The sequence below is a fragment of the Bradyrhizobium sp. CCBAU 51753 genome (assembly GCF_015291565.1).
GTDB classification, from domain to species: domain Bacteria; phylum Pseudomonadota; class Alphaproteobacteria; order Rhizobiales; family Xanthobacteraceae; genus Bradyrhizobium; species Bradyrhizobium ivorense.
Genome location: NZ_CP030037.1, coordinates 374,676 through 396,842, shown reverse-complemented (window position 1 = coordinate 396,842; position 22,167 = coordinate 374,676). Strand labels below are relative to the sequence as shown.

At 65.7% G+C, this 22,167-nt stretch carries 21 protein-coding genes; 13 read left to right on the top strand and 8 right to left on the bottom strand.

All coding sequences use genetic code 11. From position 1 onward, the window contains the following. The first annotated feature begins 39 nt into the window (after positions 1-39). The 4 genes from XH93_RS01890 to XH93_RS01875 all read left to right on the top strand — a co-directional run bounded on the left by XH93_RS01890 (position 40) and on the right by XH93_RS01875 (position 4,977). On the top strand, positions 40-759 hold the full coding sequence (locus tag XH93_RS01890; RefSeq protein WP_194472180.1) for an ABC transporter ATP-binding protein: 720 nt from the start codon (positions 40-42) through the stop codon (positions 757-759). After that, complete coding sequence (locus XH93_RS01885; protein WP_194472179.1) at positions 756-3,326, top strand: ABC transporter permease; 2,571 nt, start codon at positions 756-758, stop codon at positions 3,324-3,326. The genes XH93_RS01890 and XH93_RS01885 overlap by 4 nt, the downstream gene beginning before the upstream one ends. 233 nt (positions 3,327-3,559) lie before the next feature. Beyond that, positions 3,560-4,348: a Bax inhibitor-1/YccA family protein gene (locus XH93_RS01880; protein ID WP_139479988.1), complete on the top strand. Its 789-nt coding sequence runs from the start codon at positions 3,560-3,562 to the stop codon at positions 4,346-4,348. Positions 4,349-4,434: 86 nt separating this feature from the next. Next, entirely contained in the window at positions 4,435-4,977 is a 543-nt protein-coding gene (locus XH93_RS01875; RefSeq protein WP_194472178.1) for a GNAT family N-acetyltransferase, read from the top strand. 107 nt (positions 4,978-5,084) lie between these two features. On the opposite strand, the gene XH93_RS01870 is transcribed toward XH93_RS01875, so the two are convergent. From XH93_RS01870 to acnA, 3 genes are all read right to left on the bottom strand, one after another. Further along, the gene (locus XH93_RS01870) at positions 5,085-5,456 is read right to left on the bottom strand and encodes a DUF2794 domain-containing protein (RefSeq protein ID WP_139857261.1); all 372 of its coding nucleotides are present in this window, start codon (positions 5,454-5,456) and stop codon (positions 5,085-5,087) included. Positions 5,457-5,985: 529 nt separating this feature from the next. Next, on the bottom strand, positions 5,986-6,747 hold the full coding sequence (locus tag XH93_RS01865) for a thioredoxin family protein (RefSeq protein WP_139479991.1): 762 nt from the start codon (positions 6,745-6,747) through the stop codon (positions 5,986-5,988). A 245-nt stretch (positions 6,748-6,992) separates the two neighbouring features. Continuing rightward, positions 6,993-9,713, bottom strand: a complete 2,721-nt coding sequence (gene acnA, locus XH93_RS01860; protein ID WP_194472177.1) for an aconitate hydratase AcnA — start codon at positions 9,711-9,713, stop codon at positions 6,993-6,995. A gap of 241 nt (positions 9,714-9,954) precedes the next feature. Here acnA and ccmA point away from each other — a divergent pair, with 241 nt between their 5' ends. The 5 genes from ccmA (at position 9,955) to XH93_RS01835 (ending at position 12,852) form a co-directional block, all read left to right on the top strand. After that, a complete protein-coding gene (ccmA, locus tag XH93_RS01855; RefSeq protein WP_194472176.1) occupies positions 9,955-10,557 on the top strand; it encodes a heme ABC exporter ATP-binding protein CcmA in 603 nt (200 codons plus the stop codon). Then, positions 10,554-11,222 (top strand): heme exporter protein CcmB, encoded by a 669-nt coding sequence (ccmB, locus tag XH93_RS01850; protein ID WP_139857264.1) that lies wholly within the window; start codon positions 10,554-10,556, stop codon positions 11,220-11,222. The genes ccmA and ccmB overlap by 4 nt, the downstream gene beginning before the upstream one ends. Positions 11,223-11,298: 76 nt before the next feature. Beyond that, positions 11,299-12,078, top strand: a complete 780-nt coding sequence (locus XH93_RS01845) for a heme ABC transporter permease (protein WP_194472175.1) — start codon at positions 11,299-11,301, stop codon at positions 12,076-12,078. A gap of 4 nt (positions 12,079-12,082) precedes the next feature. Continuing rightward, entirely contained in the window at positions 12,083-12,262 is a 180-nt protein-coding gene (gene ccmD, locus XH93_RS01840; RefSeq protein ID WP_194472174.1) for a heme exporter protein CcmD, read from the top strand. Further along, entirely contained in the window at positions 12,259-12,852 is a 594-nt protein-coding gene (locus XH93_RS01835; protein WP_194472173.1) for a DsbE family thiol:disulfide interchange protein, read from the top strand. The genes ccmD and XH93_RS01835 overlap by 4 nt, the downstream gene beginning before the upstream one ends. A 94-nt stretch (positions 12,853-12,946) precedes the next feature. Here XH93_RS01835 and XH93_RS01830 read toward each other — a convergent pair whose 3' ends face one another. Together XH93_RS01830 and ftsY are read right to left on the bottom strand one after the other, a co-directional pair. Then, positions 12,947-13,549, bottom strand: a complete 603-nt coding sequence (locus tag XH93_RS01830) for a septation protein A (RefSeq protein ID WP_194472172.1) — start codon at positions 13,547-13,549, stop codon at positions 12,947-12,949. Positions 13,550-13,610: 61 nt separating this feature from the next. Then, the gene (ftsY, locus tag XH93_RS01825) at positions 13,611-14,558 is read right to left on the bottom strand and encodes a signal recognition particle-docking protein FtsY (protein ID WP_194472171.1); all 948 of its coding nucleotides are present in this window, start codon (positions 14,556-14,558) and stop codon (positions 13,611-13,613) included. 211 nt (positions 14,559-14,769) lie between these two features. On the opposite strand from ftsY, the gene XH93_RS01820 reads away from it, so the two are divergent. Together XH93_RS01820 and XH93_RS01815 are read left to right on the top strand one after the other, a co-directional pair. After that, positions 14,770-15,471, top strand: a complete 702-nt coding sequence (locus XH93_RS01820) for an RluA family pseudouridine synthase (protein ID WP_194472170.1) — start codon at positions 14,770-14,772, stop codon at positions 15,469-15,471. A gap of 111 nt (positions 15,472-15,582) precedes the next feature. Next, positions 15,583-16,716 (top strand): DUF2336 domain-containing protein, encoded by a 1,134-nt coding sequence (locus XH93_RS01815; RefSeq protein ID WP_194472169.1) that lies wholly within the window; start codon positions 15,583-15,585, stop codon positions 16,714-16,716. An 11-nt stretch (positions 16,717-16,727) separates the two neighbouring features. Here the strand turns inward: XH93_RS01815 and mtaB are convergent, their stop codons facing one another. Continuing rightward, the gene (gene mtaB, locus XH93_RS01810; protein ID WP_194472168.1) at positions 16,728-17,981 is read right to left on the bottom strand and encodes a tRNA (N(6)-L-threonylcarbamoyladenosine(37)-C(2))-methylthiotransferase MtaB; all 1,254 of its coding nucleotides are present in this window, start codon (positions 17,979-17,981) and stop codon (positions 16,728-16,730) included. Between the two features lie 63 nt (positions 17,982-18,044). Beyond that, positions 18,045-18,917: a diaminopimelate epimerase gene (dapF, locus tag XH93_RS01805; RefSeq protein WP_194472167.1), complete on the bottom strand. Its 873-nt coding sequence runs from the start codon at positions 18,915-18,917 to the stop codon at positions 18,045-18,047. Positions 18,918-19,162: 245 nt separating this feature from the next. Between dapF and XH93_RS01800 the strand changes: the two genes are divergently transcribed. After that, the gene (locus XH93_RS01800) at positions 19,163-19,882 is read left to right on the top strand and encodes a GyrI-like domain-containing protein (RefSeq protein WP_194472166.1); all 720 of its coding nucleotides are present in this window, start codon (positions 19,163-19,165) and stop codon (positions 19,880-19,882) included. 5 nt (positions 19,883-19,887) lie between these two features. Then, complete coding sequence (locus XH93_RS01795) at positions 19,888-20,592, top strand: SIMPL domain-containing protein (protein WP_194472165.1); 705 nt, start codon at positions 19,888-19,890, stop codon at positions 20,590-20,592. A gap of 287 nt (positions 20,593-20,879) precedes the next feature. Here the strand turns inward: XH93_RS01795 and XH93_RS01790 are convergent, their stop codons facing one another. Then, entirely contained in the window at positions 20,880-21,944 is a 1,065-nt protein-coding gene (locus XH93_RS01790; RefSeq protein ID WP_194472164.1) for an MBL fold metallo-hydrolase, read from the bottom strand. Positions 21,945-22,167 lie beyond the last annotated feature (223 nt).

Below are 22,167 nucleotides of genomic sequence, written 5' to 3'. Positions count from 1 at the left end.
CCCTCGACCGCAACCGCGGAAGTGCCATATGACCAAACCATGGACAGCCTCATCGAATCCCCTTCATTGACCGGCGTCGAGCCGGACACGATCTCTGTCAAGAACGTCAACCTGTCGCTCGGCGCCGGCGCGGCACGGGTCCATATCCTCAAAGATATCAGCCTTCGTGTGGCAGCGGGTGAGGCCATCGGCCTGATCGGTCCGTCAGGTTCGGGCAAGTCGACCTTGCTGATGGTGATGGCGGGGCTGGAACGTCCTGACAGCGGAGAGGTGGTCGTGAGCGGCACCTCGTTCAATGCCCTCGATGAAGATGCGCTGGCGCGTTTCCGCGGCCGCCAGGTCGGCATCGTCTTCCAGTCGTTCCATCTGATCCCGACCATGACGGCGCTGGAGAACGTCGCGGTGCCGCTCGAGCTCGCCGGCAACGCGGATGCCGCGGAGCGTGCCGCGCAGGAGCTGCAATCGGTCGGCCTCGGCGAGCGGCTGCATCATTATCCGACACAGCTCTCCGGCGGCGAGCAGCAGCGCGTGGCGATCGCGCGCGCGCTGGCGCCCGATCCCGCGATCTTGGTCGCCGACGAGCCGACCGGAAATCTCGACGAATCGACCGGCAGGCAGATCGTCGATTTGCTGTTCACCAAGCACGCCGAACGCGGCATGACGCTGGTGCTGGTGACGCACGATCTCGCGCTCGCGCAGCGCTGCGATCGCGTGGTGCGGCTGCGCTCCGGCCGCATCGACGGATCATCCGCGACATGAGCATCGCGTCCGAAGTCGCGGTGCAGAGCCGCGCGTCGTCGCTTGCCTTCCGTTACGCGCTGCGCGAATTGCGCGGCGGCCTGCGCGGCTTCTACGTGTTCATCGCCTGCATCGCGCTCGGCGTGATGGCGATCGCCGGCGTCGGCTCGGTCGCCGCGAGCCTCGGCGACGGCCTGTCGCGGGAAGGCCGCACCCTGCTCGGCGGCGACGTCGCCTTCTCGCTGATCCAGCGCGAGGCCAAGCCCGAGGAGGTCGCCTATCTGCGCACCCGCGGCGAGGTCTCGGTCGCGGCCACGCTGCGCGCGATGACCCGCAGCGGCGACGGCAAGCTCGCGCTGGTCGAGCTCAAGGCGGTCGACAGCAACTATCCGATGCTCGGCGAGCTGACGCTCGAGCCGAAGATGCCGCTTGCCGATCTGCTCGCCGAGCGCGACGGCGCCTATGGCGCCGCCGTCGACTCGACCTTGCTGGCGCGGCTCGATCTGAAGCTCGGCGACCGCGTCAGCATCGGCAGCGCGACCTATCAGATCCGCAGCGTCGTGGTGTCGGAGCCGGACAAGCTCGCCAGCGGCGTCGGCCTCGGCCCGCGCTTCCTGGTCAGCGAAGCCAGCCTGCGCGCCACCGACCTGCTGCAGCCGGGCAGCCTGGTGCGCTGGATCTATCGGGTGAAGCTGCCCGACGGTGCCAATGACGAACGCGCGACCACGGCGCTGATCGACGGCGCGCGCAGCGCGGCACCGCAGGCCGGCTGGGAAGTCCGCAGCCGCAGCAACGCCTCGCCGCAGCTCGAACGCACCATCAACCGCTTCACCCAGTTCCTGACCCTGGTCGGCCTCGCCGCGCTCCTGGTCGGCGGCGTCGGCGTCGCCAACGCGGTGAAAAGCCATATCGACCGCCGCCACGACGTCATCGCCTCCTTCAAGGCACTCGGCGCCACCGGGCGCGACGTCTTCACGATCTACCTCACCCAGGTCGTGGTGCTGGCCGGCATCGGCTCGGTGATCGGGCTCGCGCTCGGCGCCGCGCTGCCGTTCGTCGTCGTCGGCCTGTTCGGCAAGGTGCTGCCGCTGCCGGTGGTGCCGACGGTGCACCCCGACGAGCTTGCGCTGTCCTTCATCTACGGCCAGCTCACCGCGCTGGCCTTTGGATTGTGGCCGCTCGGCCGCGTCCACGACGTGCCGGTGGCGGCGCTGTTCCGCGAGACCATCACCAGCGAATGGCACCGGCCGCGCTGGAGCTATCTCACGCTGATGGCCGTGGTGATCGTGCTGCTGATTGGGGTGGCGATCGGGCTCGCCTACGACAAGCGGGTCGCCTCGGTGTTCGTCGCCTCCTCGATCGCGGTGTTCCTGCTGTTGCGCGGGATCGCCGAACTCTTGATGGCGGTGGCGCGGCGGGTGCCGCGCAGCCGCATGACCATGCTGCGGCTGGCGATCGCCAACATCCACCGGCCGGGCGCGCTGACGCCGTCGGTCGTGCTCTCGCTGGGGCTCGGGCTCGCCGTGCTCGTCACCATCACCCAGATTGACGGCAATCTGCGCCGCCAGTTCCTCGCCGCGCTGCCGGAGCGGGCGCCGTCGTTCTTCTTCATCGACATCCCCTCCACCGAAGCCGATCACTTCGGCGCCTATCTGAAGCAGATCGCCCCTGACGCGACCGTCGAGGACGTGCCGATGCTGCGCGGGCGCATCGTCGCCGCCCGCGGCGTCAAGGCCGACCAGCTCAAGCCATCCGTCGATTCGGAATGGGTGCTGCAGAGCGACCGCGGCCTGACCTATACCGGTGAGGTTCCGAAGGGCTCCAAGATAGTCGAGGGCGAATGGTGGGGACCGGACTATAGCGGGCCGCCGCTGGTCTCGATGGAGAAGAAGATCGCCGACGGCCTTTCCCTGAAGATCGGCGACGAGATCGTCGTCAACGTGCTCGGCCGCGACGTTCCGGCGAAGATCGCCAATCTGCGCAACATCGACTGGCAGGGACTCGGCATCAATTTCGTGCTGGTGTTCTCGCCGAACGCCTTCAAGGGCGCGCCGCACAGCCATGTCGCGACCCTGACCGAGGTGAATCCGACCGCCGCCGATGACGCGCGCATCATTAAGCAGGTCGCCGATGCCTTCCCGATGGTGACGAGCGTGCGGGTCCGCGAGGCGCTGGAAACGGTCGGCAGTGTCGTCAGCAACCTCGTGCTGGCGATTCGCGGCGCCAGCGCGGTTACGCTGATCTCGGCGATCCTGGTGCTCGGCGGCGCGCTCGCCGCCGGTCACCGCCACCGCGTCTACGACGCCGTGATCCTCAAGACGCTCGGCGCCACGCGGGTCCGGCTGCTCGGCGCCTATGCGCTGGAGTACCTGATGATCGGCCTTGCAACCGCCGTGTTCGGCGTGATCGCGGGCTCGGTTGCGGCCTGGATGATCGTGACGCGGCTGATGACGCTGAGCTTCATCTGGCAGGCCGGCAGCGCCGCGCTGGTCGTGGTCGCCGCCCTCATCGTCACGGTCGGGTTAGGACTGGCCGGAACACTGCTGGCGCTGAACCAGAAGCCGGCCTCGGTGCTGCGCAATTTGTGACATTATGTAGCGGCGTTAACGCCGCTTTTGCCTATATGCGCCGGGTCAGAGCGACATTCAGCCGCGCGTGGAAGCTTGCGTCGGCTGTGCTAATTTCCCACATACCAAGCGGGTCGGATGGCCGCTATGATGACGCGGAATTAATGTTCCTCAAGTCACGCCATCTGGGATAGATTTACACCGGCGCCGCAAATCCCTTGCGCTCCACCGGGACCAACCACGGGAATTCGACCATGTCGGACCTAGACCGCAATTACACTTCTCCATTCGGCCGGGCCGCCGGACGCATTGACACTGTGGCCGTCGACGCCGGTCTGCGCGCCTACATGCTGCGCATCTACAACTACATGAGCATCGGCCTCGCCATCACTGGCCTCGCCGCGCTCGGCGTCTACATGGCCGCGGTGGCGGATCCGGCTTCGGCCGTCGCGCACTTCGGCAAGGTGCCGCTGACGCAGTTCGGCTACGCGATGTTCGTGAGCCCGCTGAAGTGGCTGTTCATCCTCGCCCCTCTGGTGATGGTGTTCGTCATCTCGGCCGGCATCAACCGCCTGCAGCCGGCGACCGCCCAGCTCCTGTTCTGGGTGTTCTCGGCGCTGATGGGCCTGTCGCTGTCGTCGATCTTCCTGATCTATACGCACACCTCGATCGTGCGCGTATTCTTCATCACCGCGGCGACGTTCGGTGCGCTCAGCCTCTACGGCTACACCACCAAGCGTGACATGAGCGGCATGGGCTCGTTCCTGTTCATGGGCCTGATCGGCATCATCATCGCGAGCCTGGTCAACCTGTTCCTGGCGAGCACGGCGCTGCAGTTCATCGTGTCTGTTGTCGGCGTGCTGGTGTTCGCCGGTCTCACCGCCTGGGACACCCAGCGGCTGAAGAACGACTACATCTACGGCTACGCCTCGCAGGGCGGTGTGATGGCAGAGCGTGCGGCGATCACCGGCGCACTCTCGCTCTACCTGAACTTCATCAACCTGTTCACGCTGCTGCTGCAGCTGCTCGGCCAGCGCGACTAAGCCGCGCGAGCCAGAGCCAATCGAGTTAAGCCCCGGCCTCGCGGCCGGGGCTTTTCTTTTGCGCGCGGCAAAAATAGTGTCGCGCCATGCCCGAGCTTAAGTCCAATTCTGAAATCAGGCCCGCCACCGAGGCTGACCTTGCTGCCGTCACGGCGATCTACGAGCAGGCGGTGCGCTTCGGCACCGCGACCTTCGAGCTGATCCCGCCCGACCTCACCGAGATGACGCGCCGCTACCGGGCGCTGGCGGACGGCGGCTTCCCCTATCTCGTCGCCGTGCTTGACGGCCGCGTCGCCGGCTACGCCTATGCCGGCCCCTACCGGCCGCGTCCGGCCTACCGCTTCACGGTCGAGAACTCGGTCTATCTGGATCCTGCCGTCCATCGCCGCGGCATCGGTCTCAGGTTGATGGAACGGCTGATCGCCGACTGCGAGGCCGCCGGCTTCCGGCAGATGATTGCGGTGATCGGCGATTCCGCCAATGCGGGCTCGATCGGGCTGCACCGCCGATGCGGCTTCCAGATGATCGGAACCCATCCCAGCGTCGGCCTGAAGTTCGGCCGCTGGCTCGACACCGTGATGATGCAGCGCGCGCTCGGCGAAGGCGCGGAAACGGTGCCGGCGGATTAGACAAGATCAGTAGCCTGGATGGAGCGCAGCGCAATCCGGGACCGCACTCTCCGCGGATGATGAATCCCCGGATTGCGCTGCGCTTCATCCAGGCTACGGCAGCGTGGTCACACCAGCGCCAGCTTGCGGTCGATCACGAGCAGGACGCGTTCGAGTTCATGACCGCGGCGCAGGATCAGGCCGGTCGCCGAAATCACGCTGTACATGCCCTGCTTGCGCGCGAGGCGCGGATCCTTCTCGATGCGGTAGATCGGCACTTCCGACGCGCGGCGAAACACCGAGAACACCGCGCGGTCCTTGAGGAAGTCGATCGCATAGTCGCGCCACTCACCGTCGGCGACCATGCGGCCATAGAGATTGAGAATGCGATTGAGTTCAAGTCGATTGAACGTCACACGGTTGGACTGAGGGGCCGCCGCGGCGGGACGCGCCACGGCGCGGCTCCCGCTCGGATCAGTGTCCTCCGAGATCAAACTCATCGAGCGCCTCCTGTCATCTCGGCGACGATCACACCCCAAACCGGTCCCCGCTGCTCGGGATCGTCACGAGGCTGACATGATTGCGCTAAGCGCAGAGCGCCGCAAGGGCCCATTCGCGAGGCAACCGAACCTTAACCACTTCGAGCGCGACCGATTGTCCCGAAAATCCCTTATCTCTGAAGGACTCACGGGAACGTTAGCGGAATCATATTGCTGCCCCACTTCCGCCAATCGCCCGCCCTGCTGCCTTGCGAAAAGAAAATCCTGCGTTGGCCCGGTCCTTTCGGTTCCGGATTCCTCAGCCCCCAGCCCCCCGGGGCCGTCGGGATCGGGCCTGTTCGCAGGGGAGTTAATCCCAACACTGGGCCAACGAAAGTTGGTCCTTTTTGTTTTTGGGGGACTGCTCGACGCGGCGTGATCGCGTCACGCGCAAGGCGCGGACCACCTTCGTTGCAAAAGATGTCTGGAAGGACGCTCGACGGACGTCGCGCATTGCACGACGCCGTTGACGACGATTGCGTGCTAACGGTTAGCGAAGCGACGTGATCGCCGCGCCGAGCATCGGGCCCGGCTTCTCACGATTGCCGTCCTGGATATAGACCGCCGCGGCGTCGACGCCGTCGCGCGTGATGTTCTCCAGCGGGACGGTCCAGCTTCCGGACGAACCGTTCCAGTCACCGACCTTCAGGAGATTGCGCACCACATTGTGGTAGGTGATCTCGCGGCCGCGATTCTCGCCGCGCGCAATCGAGATCGGCACCGACTTCGAGATCGAGCAGATCCAGACCTCGCCGCGCGCCGCCGTCGGCGACTTGGCCGCGGCCACCGAAACGTTGATCTGCTTGCCGCTCAACGTCAGCGTCACCGGCACCGACATCACGCCGGCGCTGTTGTCGGTGGCCTTGATCGCGCTCTCGATGCTGTCGCGGTCGCTGCCGATCACATGCGCGGAGCCGTTGATCACCGCCTGCGGCGTGTAGACGTCGCGATCGCCGCGCATGTGCGAATAGGCCTTCTGACGCGCGCTGAAACGGGAATCGGCCAGCGTGTCCTTCCAGCCGAGATAGTCCCAATAATCGATCGGCATGCTCAGCGCGATGACGTTGGGATCCTTCGCGAGCTCACCGATGACCTTGTCCGCGGGCGGACAGGACGAGCAGCCCTGCGAGGTGAAGAGTTCGACGACGGCACGCGGGTCGGCGTGAGCGGGGCGGATGATCGCGATGATTGCGCAGATACCGAGGGCGCTGGACCATTGCGATATGCGATTATAGGCCATCATCGCTGTCATACTGCGAACCAGTCGTGATGATTTCCATCCGTAATTGTACGGAGCATGAAGCTGTCCCTGAAACTGCGTGCCCCAAAACGCCAGAAAGCGGCCTTTGTCATAGGCCGCCTTCTTTTTGGTCGCTACTCACTAAGCGGTGAGCCACCGATCACAAATCCGCGTAGAGCATGATCCGGACCCGGAGGGCCGCGTCAGCGCAAAGTGCGAAGCGGTTTTCCGTGCAGATCATGCTCAAACGGAGGGCCTTAAGCCGCGAGTTTGCGCAACACATAATGCAGGATGCCGCCGTTGCGGTAGTAATCGAGCTCGTCCAGCGTATCGATGCGGCAGAGCAACGGGACGTCCTTCTTGCCGCCATCGCTGGAGACGATTTCGGCGGTCAGGGTCTGGCGCGGCTTCAGATCGCCCTGCAGCCCGCGGATCGTGACCTTCTCATCGCCCTTCAGACCGAGCGACGACCACGATGCGCCGTCCTGGAAGGTGAGCGGAAGCACGCCCATGCCGACCAGGTTGGAGCGGTGGATGCGCTCGAAGCTCTGGCAGATCACCGCGCGCACGCCGAGCAGGCGCGTGCCCTTGGCCGCCCAGTCGCGTGACGAGCCGTTGCCGTATTCGGCGCCGGCGAACACCACCAGCGGCACGCCCTCGGCTTGATACTTCATCGCAGCATCGTAGATCGACATCTGCTCGCCGTCGGGCCAGTGCTTGGTGAGACCGCCCTCCGGAATATTGCCGTCGGCGCCCTTCAGCATGAAGTTCTTGATGCGGATGTTGGCGAAGGTGCCGCGCATCATCACTTCATGGTTGCCGCGGCGCGTGCCGTACTGGTTGAAGTCGGCGGGACGCACCTGGTGCTCGCTGAGGAACTTGCCGGCGGGCGAGGTCAGCTTGATCGAACCGGCCGGCGAGATGTGGTCGGTGGTGATCTTGTCGCCGAACATCGCGAGGATCCGTGCATCGACCACGTCGGTGATCGGCGCCGGCTCCTTCTTCATGCCCTCGAAATAGGGCGGGTTCTGCACATAGGTCGAGCTCATGTTCCAGCGATAGGTCTCGCTTTCCGTGGTCTTGATCTTGCGCCAGTTGGTGTCGCCCTTGAACACGTCGGCGTATTTCTTCTTGAAGATCGTCGCGGTGACGAAGCGCTTCATGAAGGCGTTGATTTCCTTCGCGGTCGGCCAGATGTCCTTGAGGAACACCGGCTTGCCGTCCTTGCCGATGCCGAGCGGCTCGACCGCGAGATCCTTGGTCACGGTGCCGGCGATCGCATGTGCCACCACCAGCGGCGGCGAGGCGAGATAGTTGGCCTGCACGTCGGGCGAGACGCGGCCTTCGAAGTTGCGGTTACCCGACAGCACGGCGGCAGCGACGATGCCGTTCTCGTTGATCGATTTCGAGATGTCTTCCGGCAGCGGGCCGGAATTGCCGATGCAGGTGGTGCAGCCGAAGCCGACCAGATTGAAACCGACCTTGTCGAGATCGGCCTGCAGGCCGGAATTGGCGAGATATTCCGCCACCACCTGGCTGCCCGGCGCCAGCGAGGTCTTCACCCACGGTTTTGCCTTCAGCCCCTTGGCGGCTGCCTTGCGGGCCAAGAGGCCGGCGCCGATCAAGACGCTCGGATTCGAGGTGTTGGTGCAGGAGGTGATCGCCGCGATCACGACGTCGCCATGGCCGAGATCGAAGTCGCGGCCCTCGACGGCAAAGCGCTTCTGCTCACCGTCGGGCTTCTTGTACTCGTTGACCAGCGCGGTTGCGAAACCGGTCGAGACCGCCGGCAGCGCGATGCGGCCCTCGGGGCGCTTCGGTCCGGCCATCGACGGCACGACGTCGGCGAGGTCGAGCGTCAGCGTGGTGGTGAACACCGGATCGGCCGACTTGGCGGTGCGGAACAGGCCCTGCGCCTTGGCATAGGACTGCACCAGCTTGACCCGATCGGCCTTGCGGCCGGAGGTCTTGAGGTAATCGATGGTCGCGGCGTCGACCGGGAAGAAGCCGCAGGTCGCGCCGTATTCGGGGGCCATGTTGCCGATGGTCGCCTTGTCCGCGACCGAGAGATAGTCGAGGCCCGGGCCGAAGAACTCGACGAACTTGCCGACCACGCCGAGCTTGCGCAGCATCTGGGTGACGGTCAGCACGAGGTCGGTCGCGGTGACGCCCTCCTTGAGCTGGCCCTTGAGCTTGAAGCCGACGACCTCCGGCAGCAGCATCGACAGCGGCTGGCCGAGCATGCAGGCTTCCGCCTCGATGCCGCCGACGCCCCAGCCGAGCACGGCGAGGCCGTTGACCATGGTGGTGTGCGAGTCGGTGCCGACCAGCGAGTCCGGATAGGCGACCTCGAAGGTGCCGGTCTTCTTGCCGACCGTCATCTTCTCCTTCTTGGTCCACACCGTCTGGGCGAGATATTCGAGATTGACCTGGTGGCAGATGCCGGTGCCGGGCGGCACCACCGAGAAGTTCGAGAACGCCTTCTGGCCCCACTTCAGGAACTCGTAGCGCTCCTGGTTCTGCTTGTATTCCTCGACCACGTTCTTGCCGAACGCCTTGTTGTCACCGAAGAAGTTGACGATGACAGAGTGGTCGATGACGAGATCGACCGGCACCAGCGGGTTGATCTTCTCGGCATCGCCGCCGAGGTTCTGCATCGCGTTGCGCATCGCGGCGAGATCGACCACGGCCGGGACGCCGGTGAAATCCTGCATCAGGACGCGCGCCGGGCGGAAGGCGATTTCGTGCTCGAGCTGGCGCTTCTTCAGCCATTTCGACACCGCGACGATGTCGTCTTTCTTGACGGTGCGGCCGTCCTCGTTGCGCAGCAGGTTCTCGAGCAGAACCTTCATCGAATATGGCAGCTTCGAAATGCCCTTCAGTCCGTTCTTCTCTGCCGTGGGCAGGCTGTAATAGACGTAGGTCTTGCCACCGACCTTCAAGGTCTTGCGGCATTTGAAGCTGTCGAGCGAGGTCATGCGAGGGATCCCAATTTTTAGTTTGTACCCGGAAAGGGTAACTAAACACCGGCGGCGCGCTGGCTAGCTAGGACAGGCCGGGGTGGCTTGCGGCCGCCGATTGTGTGTGCTGCATCAAGTTCCGGGCTTATAGAACCTTTCTAGAAGCACCGCCACACCGACAAGCGTGCGACAGCGTTGCGCGACCCAAAAATTCTCACGCGGTAGCGAAAGATTTCAGAGGGCTGTGACAAGACCAACCATGCGGCTCTCGGGACGAAATCTGACATGCGTGCGCGGCGGCCGGCAGGTGTTTTCCGGACTGGATGTGTCGGCCGCCGCGGGCGAGGCGCTGGCCATCACCGGGCCGAACGGCGTGGGCAAGACCTCGCTGCTCCGCGTCATCGCCGGGCTGCTGGTCCCGGCCGAAGGATCGGTCGCGCTCGAAGGCGGCGATGCCGAGCTCAGCCTGCCCGAGCAGGCGCACTATCTCGGCCACCGCGACGCCCTGAAGCCGGCGCTCAGCGTGCGCGAAAATCTGTCGTTCTGGCGCGACTTCCTCGGCGGCGACACGCAGGACACGCAGCAATGCCTTGCCGCGGTGGCGCTCGATCACGCCGCGCATCTGCCGGCGGCCTACCTCTCCGCCGGCCAGCGCCGCCGCCTGTCGATCGCGCGCCTGCTCGCGGTGCGGCGGCCGGTCTGGCTGCTCGACGAGCCGACCTCGGCGCTCGATGCGGCCGGCCAGGCGCTGTTCGTCAGGCTGATGCGCGACCATCTCGCCGGCGGCGGTATCGTGATTGCAGCCACCCACCTGCCGCTCGGCGTCGATGCCAGCAGCCTGCGCATGGGAGGCGCGGCATGAGCGCGCTCGCGGCACTGATCCGGCGTGACATCAGGATCGCGCTGCGCGTCGGCGGCGGGGCGCTGATCGGGGTGCTGTTCTTTCTCACCGTCACCGTGCTGATGCCGTTCGCGGTCGGGCCGGATCTTGCCCTGCTGTCGCGGCTGGGTCCGGCCATCCTCTGGCTCGGCGCGCTGTTGGCGAGCCTGCTCACGCTCGACCGGCTGTTCACGGCGGATCACGAGGACGGCTCGCTCGACCTCATCGTGATGAGCCGGACGCCGCTGGAACTGGCCTGCGCGGCCAAGGCGCTGGCGCATTGGCTCGCCGCCGGCCTGCCGCTGATCGTCGCGACGCCTGTGCTCGGCCTCTTGCTCAATCTCGACGGCACCGCGACCCTGGCGGTGGCGCTGACGCTGCTGGCGGGAACGCCGGCGCTGACCTTCACCGGCATGATCGGCGCGGCGCTGGCGGTGACGCTGCATCGCGGCGGGCTGTTGCTTGCCGTGCTGGTGCTGCCGCTGTCGATCCCGGTGCTGATCTTCGGCGTTGCGGCCTCGCAGGCGGCGATATCGGGTCCGATGTCGTTTGGAACGCCGTTCTCGATCCTGTGCGCGCTATCGCTGTTCAGTCTGGTTATCGGGCCGTTTGCCGCCGCCGCCAGCCTGCGGCACGGGCTGGACTGAAACGGAACAGATCAATTCTCGACGAGAGGACATTGGCCGATTGCCCGCGACCCATCAGGCGACTATCAGGAATGTCATGACGCTGACCGATCTCGCCAACCCGACCAGATTCCTGGCGCTGACCACGCGGATCCTGCCGTGGCTGGCGGGCGCGACCGCGATCCTGCTCGCGATCGGCCTCTACCAGTCGGCGATGGCGCCCGACGACTATCAGCAGGGCGCCACGGTCAAGATCATGTTCATCCACGTGCCGAACGCGTGGCTGTCGATGTTCGTCTGGGGCGTCATGAGCATCGCCGCGCTCGGCACGCTGGTGTGGCGGCATCCGCTCGCCGACGTCGCGGCAAAGTCGGCCGCGCCGATCGGCGCCGCCTTCACCTTCCTTGCGCTGGTCACCGGCTCGCTGTGGGGCCGGCCGATGTGGGGCACCTACTGGGAATGGGATGCGCGGCTGACCTCGGTGCTGATCCTGTTCCTGATGTATCTCGGGCTGATGGCGCTGTGGCGCGCGGTGGAGGATCCCTCGCGCGCGGCGCGGGCGGCGGCGGTCCTCACGCTGGTCGGCGCGATCAATATTCCGATCATCAAATTCTCGGTCGACTGGTGGAACACGCTGCATCAGCCGGCCTCGGTGTTCCGCGCCGGCGGGCCGACCCTCGACAAGGCGTTCCTATGGCCGCTGCTGGTGATGGCGATCGCGTTTTCGCTGCTCTTCATCACCTTGCACCTCGCCGCGATGCGCAACGAGATCCTGCGCCGCCGCGTCCGCAGCCTGCAGATGATGCAGGCCAGTCGCGTCGCGTTTTCGGGCGAAGCCAGCACCGGAAGCACGCCAAAAGAAATTGGAGCCGCGTAACACGATGTCGCTCGGCCCCTACGCCTCCTTCATCGTGACCTCCTACGCGCTGGTGACCGCGGTCGTGCTGCTGCTGATCGTCTGGATCATCGCCGACTATCGCCGGCAGCAGGCGCGCCTGAGGGAGATCGAGGCCAGCGGCGTGACCCGCCGCTCCGGCCGCAGCGCGGCGGACATGCGATGAGCGAGCAGGCGGCCAATCATCCTCCGCAGGGCCGGCGCTGGCTGGTGCTGCTGCCGCTGGTCATCTTCCTAGGGCTCGCGGGCCTGTTCCTGCTGCGGCTCTATGGCGGCGATCCCTCGAAAATCCCGTCGGCGCTGATCGGGCGGCCGGCGCCGCAGACCGCGCTGCCCGCGCTCGACGGCCTGGCAAAGGACGGCACGCCGGTTCCAGGGCTCGATCCCGCCGTGTTCAAGGGCAAAGTCAGCGTGGTCAATGTCTGGGCGTCGTGGTGCGTGCCCTGCCATGACGAGGCGCCGCTGCTGACCGAGCTCGGCAAGGACAAGCGCTTCCAGATCATCGGCATCAACTACAAGGACGCGCCCGAGAACGCCCGGCGCTTCCTCGGCCGCTACGGCAATCCGTTCGGCATCGTCGGCGTCGACGGCAACGGCCGCGCCTCGATCGAATGGGGCGTCTACGGCGTGCCCGAGACCTTTGTGGTCGGGCGCGAGGGCAAGATCGTCTACAAGCTGGTCGGCCCGGTGACGCCTGAGAACGTCAACACCGTGCTGAAGGCCGAGATCGAGAAGGCGCTGGCGGCGGGAAGCTAACCGCTGTCGTTCCGGGGCATCGCGGGAGCGATGAACCCGGAACCTCGAGATTCCGGGTTCGGCTCTGCGAGCCGCCCCGGAATGACGGCGAAAATCACCCCTTCCGCACGTCGCCCGCATCAGCCTCGCTCGCCTCCAGCGAGACCGGCTCGAGATGATAGCGCTTGGTCAGCGGCATCTGCGCGATGGCGAAGACCATGGTCAGCGGCGTTACGCCGAACACCTTGAAGTTCACCCAGAAATCCGTCGACTGGGTGCGCCAGACGATCTCGTTCAGGATCGCCATGCCGGCGAAGAACAGCGCCCAGCGCGCCGTGAGGATGCGCCAGCCCTGCGGCGTCAGGTTGAACATCTGGTCGAACATGATGGCGATGAAGGAGCGGCCGAACAGCAGCCCGCCGCCGAGCACCGCCGCGAACAGGCCGTAGATGATGGTCGGCTTCAGCTTGATGAAGGTCTCGTCGTGCAGCACCAAGGTCAGCGTGCCGAACACCAGCACGATGGCGCCGGTCACCAGCGCCATGATCGGCACGTGCTTGGTCACCACATAGGACGCGATCATCGCCGCGACGATCGCGACCATGAAGGCGCCGGTCGCCGCGAACAGATGGTATTTTGCATTCACGACAAAGAACACGAGCAGCGGCCCGAGCTCGGTCGCAAGCTTGAACAGTGGATGCGGCTGCGTCTTGTCCATCAATTCTCTATCTTGGTTTGAGGCATGACCTGATCCGAAAACCGGTTACCACTTTTCGGGGTCATGCCTCGATTCCAGCAATCGCCTTGGCAAAATCCTTCGCCGCGAACGGCGCGAGATCCTCGACGCCTTCGCCGACGCCGATGAAATGCACCGGCAGCTTGTGCTTCTCCGACAGCGCGACCAGGATGCCGCCGCGCGCGGTGCCGTCGAGCTTGGTCATCACCAGGCCCGTGACGCCTGCCGTACGATGAAACGCCTCGACCTGCGACAGCGCATTTTGTCCCACCGTGGCGTCCAGCACGAGCAGCACGGCATGCGGCGCCGCAGCGTCGACCTTCTTGATGACCCGCACCACCTTCTCGAGCTCGTTCATCAGCTCGGACTTGTTCTGCAGCCGGCCGGCGGTGTCGATCAAGAGTACGTCGCGTTGCTGTTCCTTCGCCGCGGTCAGCGCAGTGAAGGCGAGGCTTGCCGAATCCGAGCCCTGGGCGCCGGCGATGACCGGCGATTTGGTGCGCTCGCCCCAGACCTTGAGCTGCTCGATGGCCGCGGCCCGAAAGGTGTCGCCGGCCGCCAGCATCACCTTGCGGCCCTCGGCGGAGAATTTTGCGGCCAGCTTGCCGATCGTCGTGGTCTTGCCGGAGCCGTTGACGCCGACCACCAGGATGACGAACGGCCGTTTCGATCCATCGATCTCCAGCGGCTTCGCCACCGGCGACAGCACCTTCTCGACCTCGGTCGCGACCACCGACTTGACCTCGTCGGCCGAGATCGCCTTGTCGTAACGGCCCTTGCCGACGGCATCCGCGATCCTGACCGACACCTCGGTGCCGAGATCGGCGCGCAGCAGCACATCCTCGATGTCATCGAGCATGGCGCGATCGAGCTTGCGCTTGGTGACGAGATCGGCGACCGCAGTTCCAAGCGCACCCGAGGTGCGCTTCAGACCGCCGGTCAGCCGCTGCCACCAGCTCTTCTTGGGGGGTTCCGCAGTGGTATCGTTCATGTCTAGTGTCCGGCTCTAACATTCGCATCCCGTTGCGGCTAGCTCTGTTGCGAATGTTAGAGCCGAGGGACACTAGAGAATCTTGATTCTGGTGCGGCTTTTCGGATTTGACATTCGCTCACCGGTGCGCGGAAACAAGAAGCGAATGTCAAATCCGCCGCACCAGGGGCTGTGTTAGCCGTTTCGCCCCACAAACGAAAGTCTCGACGAATTGATCGATGTTCCCTCATTGACCCCTGAACAAATCCAGGCGCGGGTGCTCCACCGCGACGGGCTGATGCTGGTCATCGACAAGCCGCCCGGGCTGCCGGTGCATCGCGGTCCCAAGGGCGGCCCCAATCTCGAGGCGTCGTTCGACGCGCTGCGCTTCGGCCTGCCGCGGCCGCCGGTGCTGGCGCATCGGCTGGACAAGGATACGTCCGGTTGCCTGGTGCTGGGACGCCACCGCAAGGCGACCGCCTCGCTCGGGCTGCTGTTCAAGCACGGCAAGATCGCAAAGACCTACTGGACCGTGGTCGAGGGCGGGCCCGCAGAAGATGAGGGGACCATCGACCTGCCGCTCGGCCGGCTCAACGCGGAACGCGGCTGGTGGCAGAAGCCGGACCCGGATGGGCAGAAGGCGATCACCAACTGGAAGGTGCTGGGACGCGGCCAGGGTCTGACTTGGCTCGCGATGGAGCCGGTCACCGGCCGGACCCATCAGCTGCGGGTGCATTCGGCCGCCACCGGCTGGCCGATCGTCGGCGACAACATCTACGGCAACGGCCCGCGCTTCGGCGAGCCGATCCTGCATCTGCATTCCCGCGAGATCGGCATCCCGATCTCCCGCAACAAGGAGCCGGTGCGCGTGGTCGCGCCGCCGCCGGAGCACATGCGGGAGCGGCTCACCGCCTGCGGCTGGAACGGCGAATAGACACCGGAGACCCCGGGATTTTACGGATCATTATCCTTTACGGATCATTCAGTTCCGTCCGGTAGTCCTGCAAGCTGGCCAGAAAAGCGCCGCCACGGCTCAGGACGAGCAATGCAGAATGCAGGGCAATCCATTGTCGATGAGGTCGAGGCTGCGATCCGCGCCGGTTCGGCCGAAAAATGCATGGCGACGGCCAAGCGCGTCACCGACCTGTTCCTGACATCGGCCGGCAGCTTCAACGCCGAGCAGATCGAGCTGTTCGACAACGTGCTCGAGCGGCTGGTCAACACCATCGAGCTGCGGGCGCTGGCCGATCTCAGCGCGCGGATGGCGCTCGCCGAGATCAGTGAGCAGCTGGCACCGGTGGCGCAGGCGCCGCCCGCGCTGGTTCGCCGCCTTGCCAAGAACGACGAGATCAGAATCGCGCGGCCGCTGCTGCAGGAATCGTCGCGCCTGAGCACCGAGGATCTGGTCGAGATCGCGCAGACCAAGAGCGAGCAGCATCTGCTTGCCGTCGCCGGCCGCTGGTGGCTGAAGGAAGCCGTCACCGACGCGCTGTTGGCGCGCCGCTTTGCGAGCGTGAGCCGGCGCCTGGTCAGCAATCCCGGCGCAAAAGTGTCGGCGAGCGGCTTTACCGTGATCCTCGCCCAGGCCGAATACGATCCCGACCTTGCGGTCGAGACCGGCATCCGCGCCGATCTGCCGTCCGAGCTCCGCCTGCAGCTGCTGCACGAGGCCACCGAAGAGGTGCGCGGCCGGTTGCTGGAACGCGCCCCGCCGCATCTGTTCGAGGAAATCCGCCACGCGATCGCCGCGGTCGCCGCCGGCGTGGAGCGCGATATGTCGCGGGTCCGCGATTTCACCGCGGCGAAGCGGCACGTCGCGAAACTCAAGGAGAGCGGCGAGCTCGACGAAGCTGTCCTGTTCAACTTCGCCAGGCAGCGCAAATACGAGGAGACGGTGGTTGCGCTGGCCTATCTGGCGCAATCGAGCATCGAGGTGATCCGCCCCCTGATGCAGAGCCTGCGCAGCGAAGGCCTGCTGGTGCCCTGCCGGGCCGCAGGGCTGAGCTGGGACACCACCGCAGCGATCATGGAATGCCGCTATACAACCGGCTCCATGGGACCGGCCGAGCTCGCCAACGCCAAAAGCCAGTTCACGCGATTGACGCCGGGCAATGCCGACCGCCTGTTACGCTTCTGGCAGGTCCGCGCATCGCAATCGCCACCGCCGGGCAAGCGCTAGCCTTTCGTGGCTCAGACCGTGAGACGGGCGCCGTCATGCCCGGTGATGACGTGCCGCCGCACCATGCCCGGCACATCACCTGCAATAGCCACCGGCAGGAAATGCTCGGTTCGGCCCTGCCTGTCGCTTTCGATCAGCACGTCGCGCGTTGCGCCAACCTCCGCTGCGAGCCGACGCCGCAGCGCGGCCTCGCCCGCCGCGCGCAGACGCTTCGCGCGCTCTTTGATCGCACCGCCTGCGACCTGCGGCATCCGCGCGGCCGGCGTACCCGGCCGCTTCGAATACGGAAACACATGCAGGAAGGTGAGATCGCATTGCTCGACCAGGTCGAGCGAGCGCGCGAACATCGCCTCGGTCTCGGTCGGGAAGCCCGCGATGATGTCGGCGCCGAGCGCGATGTCCGGCCGCAGCCGCCGCACCTGCGCGCAGAAATCGATCGCGTCCCGGCGCGAATGCCGGCGCTTCATCCGCTTGAGGATCAGGTCGTCGCCGGATTGCAGCGACAGATGCAGATGCGGCATCAGCCGCGCATCACTGGCGATCACGTCCAGCAAATCGCGATCGGCCTCGATCGAATCGATCGATGAGATCCGCAGCCGCTTCAATTCGGGGACGTGGCGCAGGATCTGCCGGGTCAATTGGCCGAGCTTCGGCGCACCCGGCAGGTCGCCGCCGTAGCTCGTGAGATCGACGCCGGTCAGCACGATCTCGGCATGGCCGCGCTCGACCAGCGCGCGGACCTGATCGACCACCGCGCCCATCGGCACCGAGCGCGAATTGCCGCGGCCATACGGGATGATGCAGAAGGTGCAGCGGTGGTCGCAGCCGTTCTGCACCTGCACGAACACCCGCGGCAGGCCGCGCTCGAAACCGTCGAGCAGATGCGGCGCCATCTCCGTCACCGCCATGATGTCGGCGACCGCGACCTTCTCGCTTGCGCCGATATCGAACGCAGTGCGCGCCGCTCGCCAGGCCTCGCCGCGCATCTTCTCGTCATTGCCGACGACGCGATCGACTTCGGACATCTCGGCAAACATGTGCGCCTGCGTCTGCGCAGCGCAGCCGGTGACCACGATGCGCGCGGCGGGCCGCTCGCGCTTCAGCTTGCGGATCGACTGCCGCGCCTGCGCGACCGCCTCGCTGGTGACGGCGCAGCTGTTGATGACGATGGCATCTGTGAGGCCCGCCTGCTCCGCCTCGCGCCGGATCACCTCGGATTCGAATGCATTGAGGCGGCAGCCAAAGGTGACGACGTCGACGCCCATGGGAGATCTTTCTTTGAGCATGATCTCTTCGGAAAACCGGCTTCCACTTTTCCGGATCATGCTCTAAGCGACGCTGGCGAACAGCGCCGGATCGAAACGTCCCTCATATTCGAAGTCGGCGGTGCCGGTCATCAGCACGTGGTCGTCGCGCTCGCGCCACTCGATGCCGAGCTTGCCGCCGGGCAGCGTCATCTCGACGATACGGTTGGCGCGCTTCAGGCGCGCCGCCGCGACCGCCGTCGCGCAGGCCGCCGAGCCGCAGGCCCGGGTCAGTCCGGCGCCGCGCTCCCAGGTGCGCATCGTGATGTGATCGCGATCGACGATATGGGCGAGCGTGATGTTGGCACGCTCCGGGAAGATCGGGTGGTTTTCCAACAGCGGCCCGAAACGCTCGAGGTCGTAGGCGTTGACGTCATCGACCCAGAAGATCGCGTGCGGATTGCCCATGCTCACCACTGAGGGCGAGTGCAGCACCGGATTGTCGATCGGCCCGACCTGCAGCTCGATGTAACGGGTGTCGCGAAATTCCTCGGCCAGCGGAATGTCCTGCCAGCCGAACTTCGGCGCGCCCATGTCGACGGTGTAGAGATCGGGCGCCGGACCCTGCCAGCAATTGAGCAAGCCCGCGCGGGTCTCGAATGTCGCCGTGGCCTGGCCGGTCTTCTCGAAGATCCGCCGTACCACGCAGCGCATGCCGTTGCCGCAGGCGCCGGCCTCCGAGCCGTCATTGTTGTAGATCTTGATGAACGCCTCGGTGCCGTCGAGCCGCGGCGGCTGCAGCACCATGAGCTGGTCATAGGGCACGCCGGCGGGCGAAGCGACCGCGCGCGCCTCCGCGGCCGTCACCGATGCCTTGGAATCGCGCAGGTCGACGACGACGATCTCGTTGCCGATGCCGTTCATCTTGGCGAATGCGTGGTTGGCGAGCGCGCTCATCGATTTTCCCAAATTCTGCCTGCTTATATGGCGAGTGGTGGGGCGTTGGCCAGTCTAGAGCGTTTTCGAGCGAAGTGGATGCCGGTTCGCGTGAAGAAAACGCGTCAGAACAACAGTCCGAATGGCCCCATGACGCATCTGTCATGGGACGAAAGCGGAACTTGCGTGTTAGGACTATCGCGCCTCGCGGACCGTGCGCCGGGACAGATCGAACGGCCGTCTTGAGGATGGGGATGGAGAATAAAATGAACCGTATCAGCACGCTCCGCGCGGCCCTGCTCGCGCTGCTCCCTTTGGCCGCAATCGCACTGGCAAGCCCGGCATTTGCCCAGTCGCCGGCCGCCTCGCCCTCTCCGGCGCCCGCCGCGAGCCCGGCGCCGGCCCCCGCACCATCGGCAACGCCGGCCCCGGTGCCGCCGCCGGCCGAAACCAAGTCCCCGGCTGACGGCCCCGCCGCGTCCCAGACGCCGGCGCCGCCGCCGCCGGCCGCGCCGGTGCAGACCGCCGACCCCTTCGGCGAGCCGTTCACGCTGGAGCCGAAGAAGGTCGTGATGCTGAAGGGCAACGCCAATTGGGACGCGGCATTCGATGCCCTGATCGAGGCGTTCAAGCAGCTTACCGCGCAGCTCGGCAAGGAGAACGTCAAACCGTCAGGCAATCCGATGATCGTCTACACCTCGACCGACGACACCGGCTTCACCTTCATCGCCGAGATCCCGGTCGATCAGGACGTGAAGAATCTCGGCAAGGGCATGAGCATGGGCAATTCGCCCGACGGCAAGGCGCTGAAGTTCGTCCATCGCGGCTCCTACGACAACATGGACAACACCTATGAGGCGATCACCAATCACCTCGACGACAAGAAGCTCGAGGCCAAGGACACCTTCATCGAGGAATACATCACCGATCCGCTGAAGACCGCGGAGGACAAGCTGGTGATCAACGTCTACGTGCCACTGAAGTGAGAGCCATGAAACTGCCCCTGCCGCTCGCCTTGCTCGCATTCGCGCTGCTTGCCGCACCGGCATCCGCGCAGGTGCCGCCGCCGGCGATTTCCGTCACCGGCGAGGCCACCGTCTCGGTCGCGCCGGACCAGGCCATGATCGACGGCGGCGTGACCTCGGATGCGAAGACCGCGCGCGAGGCCGCCGAGGCCAACAACGCCGCAATGGCGAAAGTGCTGGCGGCCTTGAAGGGCGCCGGCCTCGACGACAAGGACTACCAGACCTCGCGGCTGTCGCTGCAGCCGAAATATGCGCCTGACCGCGCAGGCGGTGCCCCGGCCACGGTCAGCGGCTATCGCGCCAGCAACCGCGTCACCATCAAGGTGCGCGACGTCAGCAAGGTCGCCGGCGTGATCGACGCGCTGGTCGGCGCCGGCGCCAACGAGATCGGCGGCATCAATTTCGTGGTGTCGCAGGCTTCCAAGGTGCTCGACGAAGCACGCGAGAAGGCCGTTGCCGACGCCCGCCGCAAGGCGGACATCTACGCCAAGGCCGCCGGCGTCACGCTCGGCGACCCCATCAGCATTTCCGAGGAAGGCAGCGCGCCCGTGCCGATGTATCGCAGCAAGGTCGCCGCGCCGATGGCGGCCTCCGGCGCGCCGGTCGCGCAGGGCGAGGAGACGCTGTCGGTGACGGTCAGCGTGTCCTGGGCGATCAAACCCAAGCAGTAAATCACGATGTCGTCCCTGCGAAAGCAATCGGCGTCACGAAATCCGGGCTCGACTCCACCTCCCCTTGAAAAGGGGAGGTCGGTTTGCTCGCCAGAGCAAAGCGGGTGGGGATCTGCTCTCTCCATTTGCAGCGGAGCCTGTGGCTGACCCCCATCCCGACCTTCCCCCTTTCAGGGGGAAGGAGAAGAGCGAGCGTAGCCCGGATGGAGCGCAGCGAAATCCGGGAAAGTCTTGCCGCAGAGAGGTTTTCCCGGATTGCGCTGCGCTTCATCCGGGCTACCTTTCTTCTAAATCTCGAACACCTGGCCGGGCTTCAGCGTTTGAAATTTTTCCCGCGGCACCTTGGCCGCATCCAGCGCTTCGCCGAGCGCGATCACCGGCGCGTCGATCGCTTCATCCGTCAATTGAAACGTGCCGTGATGATGCGCCAGCGCCTGCGCGGCGCCGCAATCGGCCAGCGCTTTCACCGCGTCTTCCGGGTTCATGTGCTGGTCGCGCATGAACCAGCGCGGCTCGTAGGCGCCGATCGGCAGGATCGCGAGCCGCAGCGGGCCGTGCGCTTCGGCGACGCGGCGGAAATGCACGCCGCTGCCGTAGCCGGAATCGCAGACGATGTAGAGCTTGCCGGCGGGCGTCTCCAGCACGAAGCTCGCCCACAGCGCCTTGTTGCGATCGAACAGCCCGCGCGCCGACCAGTGCCGCGTCGGCACCAGCGTCACGGCGAGACCATTGCCAAGCTCGACGCGCTGATGCCAATCGAACGCCTCGGCTTTGATCGCTTCATCCGCCGCGCGCATGGTCACGTCATTGCCGAGCGGCGTGACCACGCGCGGCGCGAACGATGCGGCGAGCCGCGACAGCGTCGCGACGTCGAGATGATCGTAGTGACCGTGCGACACCAGCACGACGTCGATGTCAGGCAGCTTCTCAAAAGCGATGCCGGGATCATTATGCCGCTTCGGCCCGGCAAAGCTGAACGGCGAGGCGCGCATCGACCACACGGGATCGACGAGAATGTTGAGGCCTGCGGTCTGGATCAGCCAGCTCGCATGGCCGACGAACGAGAACCGCACCTTGGCGCCCTCGACCCGCGGCGGCGGCGTATCGGCATAGGGGCTCGGGACCCAGTCCGGCCAGACCGATCGCGCACCGCGGCCCCCGAACTGCCAGCGCAGCACTTCGCCGAGCGACTTCGGCGGCGATCCGTCGGGATCAAAGAAGTGCAGTCCGTCGAAATGATCGGAGACGGGGCCGTCATAGGTTTTCATGGTGGACATCCAGATCGAGGGCACGCCGATCGCGGCGGCGGCTCCGGTCAAGGCTGCAAGGACGCGGCGGCGGGTGATGGACAAGCGGGTTCCGGAATGGCGACGGCTCGATCTATATGGGTGGCTACGGCAGATTCGGAACTGATATGATAAAACGGCGTCATTTCAGAGCCTTATCGATCTCGCCGGGCGAGCGGTCAGCAAACTTTCCTTGACTTTCCGCCCCCGGCAGCGTTTAACGCCGCCACTTTCTCGGAAAGATCCGTCTTTTCGACCCGCCGACCGGTCCTGGAGGCCGGAGGCCAAC

Bases quoted from the DNA above. Each gene is read 5' to 3' on its own strand.
- ftsY (WP_194472171.1), bottom strand. From the start codon at position 14,558: ATGAACGATACCACTGCGGAACCCCCCAAGAAGAGCTGGTGGCAGCGG.
- XH93_RS01870 (WP_139857261.1), bottom strand. From the start codon at position 5,456: ATGAGTTTGATCTCGGAGGACACTGATCCGAGCGGGAGCCGCGCCGTG.
- XH93_RS01830 (WP_194472172.1), bottom strand. From the start codon at position 13,549: ATGGACAAGACGCAGCCGCATCCACTGTTCAAGCTTGCGACCGAGCTC.
- XH93_RS01845 (WP_194472175.1), top strand. From the start codon at position 11,299: ATGACGCTGACCGATCTCGCCAACCCGACCAGATTCCTGGCGCTGACC.
- XH93_RS01835 (WP_194472173.1), top strand. From the start codon at position 12,259: ATGAGCGAGCAGGCGGCCAATCATCCTCCGCAGGGCCGGCGCTGGCTG.
- ccmD (WP_194472174.1), top strand. From the start codon at position 12,083: ATGTCGCTCGGCCCCTACGCCTCCTTCATCGTGACCTCCTACGCGCTG.
- ccmB (WP_139857264.1), top strand. From the start codon at position 10,554: ATGAGCGCGCTCGCGGCACTGATCCGGCGTGACATCAGGATCGCGCTG.
- mtaB (WP_194472168.1), bottom strand. From the start codon at position 17,981: ATGGGCGTCGACGTCGTCACCTTTGGCTGCCGCCTCAATGCATTCGAA.
- XH93_RS01880 (WP_139479988.1), top strand. From the start codon at position 3,560: ATGTCGGACCTAGACCGCAATTACACTTCTCCATTCGGCCGGGCCGCC.
- ccmA (WP_194472176.1), top strand. From the start codon at position 9,955: ATGCGGCTCTCGGGACGAAATCTGACATGCGTGCGCGGCGGCCGGCAG.
- dapF (WP_194472167.1), bottom strand. From the start codon at position 18,917: ATGAGCGCGCTCGCCAACCACGCATTCGCCAAGATGAACGGCATCGGC.
- acnA (WP_194472177.1), bottom strand. From the start codon at position 9,713: ATGACCTCGCTCGACAGCTTCAAATGCCGCAAGACCTTGAAGGTCGGT.
- XH93_RS01800 (WP_194472166.1), top strand. From the start codon at position 19,163: ATGAACCGTATCAGCACGCTCCGCGCGGCCCTGCTCGCGCTGCTCCCT.
- XH93_RS01865 (WP_139479991.1), bottom strand. From the start codon at position 6,747: ATGACAGCGATGATGGCCTATAATCGCATATCGCAATGGTCCAGCGCC.
- XH93_RS01875 (WP_194472178.1), top strand. From the start codon at position 4,435: ATGCCCGAGCTTAAGTCCAATTCTGAAATCAGGCCCGCCACCGAGGCT.
- XH93_RS01890 (WP_194472180.1), top strand. From the start codon at position 40: ATGGACAGCCTCATCGAATCCCCTTCATTGACCGGCGTCGAGCCGGAC.
- XH93_RS01815 (WP_194472169.1), top strand. From the start codon at position 15,583: ATGCAGAATGCAGGGCAATCCATTGTCGATGAGGTCGAGGCTGCGATC.
- XH93_RS01885 (WP_194472179.1), top strand. From the start codon at position 756: ATGAGCATCGCGTCCGAAGTCGCGGTGCAGAGCCGCGCGTCGTCGCTT.
- XH93_RS01795 (WP_194472165.1), top strand. From the start codon at position 19,888: ATGAAACTGCCCCTGCCGCTCGCCTTGCTCGCATTCGCGCTGCTTGCC.